Genomic DNA, 4,710 nt, shown 5'->3' on the forward strand with positions numbered 1-4,710 from the left:
AGATCCCAGGCGCGGCGATCACCAAGGACAACGTCGACAATCCCGCCTTCTGGGGCAACCAGAAGCCGCCGACGGAAACCGTGAAACCGATCGAGTAACCGCGAGATCGCTCCGGGCCAAACCAGCCCGGAGCGATCTCAAAAGCAGCGCGTGTGCGCACAAAAGCGCACCAGACGCTGCAACGCCCTTAAAACCTGCGCGCCAACCGGACCAGCTCATGAACCCCCGCACTCGCCATGCTCTCGAGCTCGTGCTCGACAATCTCGTCTGGTTCATGCTGGTCTTCGTGCTGGCGGTCTTTTCCGTTCTCGTTCCGAACTACTTCCAGCTCGGCATTTTCGCCAACATCATCGAGGCTTCGAGCGTGCTCGGCGTCATGTCGATCGGCCTGGCGCTGGTGATCATTGCCGGCCACATGGACCTGTCGGTCGAATCGGTCGCCGCGCTCAGCGCCATGGCGGTCGGCATCATGTTCTGCTCGTCAGGCATCGGCCAGGGCGTGCAGTTGCATCCGGACTGGCTGATGGTGCCGGTGTCGCTCGCCATCGCGCTTGCCGTCGGCGCCATCATCGGCGTCATCAACGGCTTCCTCATCGTCAGGCTGAAGATGAGCGCCTTCATCATCACACTGGCCTCCTATATCTGGGTGCGCGGTCTCGTGCTGGTGATCTCAGGCGGACGCTCGGCGCAGGATCTGGCGCCCGCCATCCGATGGTTCGGCATCCAGCGGCTCGCCGGCTTGCCGCTGACCGCCTGGATCGCGGTCGGCTGCTTCGTGGTCTTCTCGCTGATCCTGGCCAAGACGCCGTTCGGCCGGCATCTGGTGATGATCGGCGGCAACGAGACCGCGACCTTCCGCGCCGGCATCCGCGTCAACCGCAACCTGATCGTCGCCTTTGTGCTTGCCGGCGCCATCGCCGGGCTGGCCGGCTGGCTGCTTGCCATCCGCACCTCCGGCGCCACTGCCAATCTCGGCGTCGGCCTGCTCTTCAATGCCTTCGCCGCCGTCGTCATCGGCGGCGTAAGCCTGAAGGGTGGCGTCGGCACTCTGCCCGGCGTCTATGCCGGCGTGCTGCTTCTGTCGGCCATCAACACCGCCATCAACCTGATGGGCCTGCCGGCCAATTTCACCCAGGTCATCCATGGCCTCCTGGTGCTGGCGGCCGTGCTGCTCGACGCTTTCAAGCAAACCATTCGCCAAAGACTCGCATGACAGGACGGCTCGCATGACAGGACGCATCGAAGGCAAGGTGGCGGCGATCGTCGGCGCCGCGCGCGGCATCGGCAAGGGCATAGCCCAGCGCTTCGCTGAAGAAGGCGCCAAGCTGGTGCTTGCCGACAGCGAGGCCGAAGCCGGTAAGGCGAGCGCCGACGAGTTGGACGCCGCCTTCATCCACACCGACATTTCGAAGATGGCCGATGCGGAAGCCGTCGTCGCATTGGCGCTCAAACGCCACGGCCGCCTCGACATCATCGTCCAGAACGCCGGCATCTATCCCTGGCAGCTCATCGAGAACACCAGCCCGGAGGACTGGGACCGCGTCATGGCGGTGAACCTGCGCGGCAGCTTCAACGCTGCCCGCGCAGCACTTGCGCCGATGAAGGCGCAGCGCAGCGGCCGCATGCTCTTCACCTCTTCCATCACCGGCCCGCAGGTAAGCAGCCCCGGCCACGGTCACTATTCGGCGAGCAAGGCCGGCATCAACGGCCTCATCCGCGCCGCCGCGCTCGAGTTTTCCGGCTACGGCATCACCGTCAACGGCGTCGAACCCGGCAACATCCTGACCGAAGGCATGAAGCTTCATCGCGATGCCGCCTTCATCAAGAGCATGGAGAACGCTGTGCCGCTCGGACGCCTCGGCACGCCGCGCGACGTCGCCAACGCCTTCCTGTTTTTGGCCTCGGACGACGCCAGCTACATCACCGGCACGACCATCGTCGTCGACGGCGGCCAGCTTCTGCCCGAGGGTCAGGATTTCCGGCTGACGCCGCCGTGAGGTGCCGCGGCGGCCAACTGACTTCCAGCACGTCTGTGCAGCCGCGCGGGGCGCCACAGGCGACGACGGGACACCTGGGCCGCCCGATGGGAAACGCTCCGCTCGCCAGATACCTTGCGCAGCGGATCCTGCAAGCCTTCGTTGCACCAACGGTTGGGCGCAATCCGATTAGATCATATACTTCTAATATGCAGCCGATTCGCCGACTACCCGACACAGTTGAAATGCACCCCGGACAACCCGATCATCCTCGCAGTGCACTCCACAAAGAAGTATTGGACAATCAAGCCATCTGCGATACAGACTTCGATGTGCTGATTTCAGCAGCGGCGGCCTATGATTTGGGTAACAAGAACCTCAGGGCAATTTGGTTCAAATGGAACCGACCTGCGGGCTATTGGCGATCCAATCGTTGAGGCAGACGCGAGAGCCGTTGCCACCGAATCACATCAGGCAAAAGGCTTCGACCTCCCGGCTATCGCTCCAGAAGGAACGGAACCGTCAAATCTTCAAGGTTTAGCCTAGTGCCATCCGCCGGACGAGAACGTTCAGAAGTCGTTCATTCGGACATCAGCCGCAAGGGGCCCCGAGTCATCTCCCGGCTGATAACATTGCGGGGCTTGGCTCTGGTGCACGATGGCCTTATGGGCGCCATCGCACTGTTGCTTTCTTTCGCATTGCGGCTGGATGTCATCGGCTTCTCTCAGAACTCGTGGGGATACCTCGCCGCCGCGACATTCTTCGGAATTATAGTGAGCATCACGGGTTTCTTCCTTGGGCTCAATCGCGGCATATGGCGCTATGCGTCGCTATCCGATTTTCTGGCGATTGCGGGTGTCGCTACTGCATCTCTCGCAATTTTCACGGTTGCCGAGTTTCTGATCAATCGACTGAACTCAATTCCGCGTTCCTCGATCCTCATCGCTTGGGCCTTCACGATCGTGCTTTTGGCCGGGCCGCGCGCCGCATACCGGGTTTATCGCAACCGACACGATGTGAGCAGGGGAAAAGCAGCCCGAGGAGCTGGCAGGAACGTTCTGCTGATCGGCGCCGCCGACAATGCCGAGGCCTTCATAAGGACGATCAAGGAGAGGCAAAGTGCCTCTGTCAACGTGCTTGCGATCGTCGACGAGCGCGGCCGCAGAACCGGGCGAGCCATCCGAGGCATACCAGTCGTGGGTCCACTGGACAAACTCCCTCAGATATTGGACCGGTTCGAGGCGCGGGGGCGCCGGGCCGAGGCAATAATCCTCACTCGATCGCGCGATGAATTTCGGCAGTATGCCAGTCTCGAGGAGCTGGTGGAGATCGCGGCACAGCAAAAGCTCGAGTTGCTGATGCTCCCAAACCTGCTCGATATGAAGAGCATCGACGCGGAGATCGAACTTACCCCGATAAAGTTGGAGGATCTTCTGCAGCGCGCGCCCGTCAAGTTGGACACGCGCAAGATTGCCGCCATGATTGGCGGCAAGAACGTAATGATCACTGGAGCGGGCGGTTCAATCGGGTCCGAGTTGGCGCGGCAGGTGGCGGAGCTGAGCCCTCTAAGCCTCGTTCTGGTGGACGCCAACGAGTATGCGCTCTACTGCATCAAATCCGAGCTGACCCAAAAGCGCCCTGACACGCGGATCGACGCCGTGCTTTGCAACGTGCGTGAGAGGGATGCGATTAGCAACGTCGTAGAAACCCATGCGCCACATCTGATCTTCCATGCAGCTGCTTTGAAGCACGTGCCGATGGTCGAAGCGCAACCGATCGAAGGCATTTTCACAAATGCCATCGGTACCCGGAATGTAGCCGACGCCGCGCTTCGCTGGAAAGTCTCCAAGATGATCATGGTGTCGACTGACAAGGCTGTGAACCCGGCAAACGTTATGGGTGCCACGAAACGAATGGCGGAAATGTATTGCCAGGCAATGGATCTCGACCAGAAGACGTGCACCACGCGCTTCATGACCGTTCGCTTCGGCAACGTATTGGGATCAGCCGGATCGGTGGTTCCCCTCTTTGAACAGCAGATAAAGGCCGGCGGGCCTGTAACAGTGACCCATCCGGAGATCGTTCGCTTTTTCATGACGATCCCGGAAGCATGTCTTTTGGTCCTGCAGGCGGCGGCTCATGAGCCGGACAAGATTGATGAGCGAGGCCGGATCTTTGTCCTCAATATGGGGTCACCCGTGAAGATCGCCGATCTCGCGAGGAACCTCATTCGTCTCTCAGGGCGCCGGCCGGACACTGACATTGAAATCGCTTACACCGGGCTGCGCCCCGGAGAGAAACTCTACGAGGAATTGTTCGACCGTAGCGAAACACTGAGCGAGACTGGCTCGCCGGGAATCCTGGCAGCGTCCGCACGATCGATTGAGCGGGCGGTGATCGTGCGTATCTTCGATGAGATGCAGCGCATGGTAGACGATCTGGATGTGGAGGGCGCGCTACGACTTCTCCAATCGACCGTACCGGAGTTCACCGCGGGACCTGATATCCACCTGACAATGAGCAGAGCGCGCTCGTTACGGCAATGAACGCCACCTACCGGACACCGGCGGATCGTCAGACAGCAGGTGGCGTGGGGGGTGGCAACTGTGACTGTATCGGGATTTTGGTCGGAGGACCTTTCTTGCTGGCTTCGGCAGCGGCGCTGTGCAACGCGTTGCAGGTTTTCTTCTTTGCCAAGCGCGTTCGGGATAGATTCGAGGTAGACGCTACGGTC

General features: G+C 60.9%; 3 protein-coding genes. All 3 read left to right on the forward strand.

The annotated features are described in order from the left end of the window. The first annotated feature begins 217 nt into the window (after positions 1–217). Entirely contained in the window at positions 218–1,213 is a 996-nt protein-coding gene (locus EOA38_RS28470) for an ABC transporter permease (protein WP_127300796.1), read from the forward strand. A gap of 13 nt (positions 1,214–1,226) precedes the next feature. Then, a complete protein-coding gene (locus EOA38_RS28475; protein WP_127300797.1) occupies positions 1,227–1,997 on the forward strand; it encodes an SDR family oxidoreductase in 771 nt (256 codons plus the stop codon). A gap of 644 nt (positions 1,998–2,641) precedes the next feature. After that, the gene (locus EOA38_RS28480) at positions 2,642–4,522 is read left to right on the forward strand and encodes a nucleoside-diphosphate sugar epimerase/dehydratase (RefSeq protein WP_127300798.1); all 1,881 of its coding nucleotides are present in this window, start codon (positions 2,642–2,644) and stop codon (positions 4,520–4,522) included. The last annotated feature ends 188 nt before the right edge of the window (positions 4,523–4,710 follow it).

This window comes from Mesorhizobium sp. M1E.F.Ca.ET.041.01.1.1 (assembly GCF_003997355.1).
Lineage (GTDB): Bacteria > Pseudomonadota > Alphaproteobacteria > Rhizobiales > Rhizobiaceae > Mesorhizobium.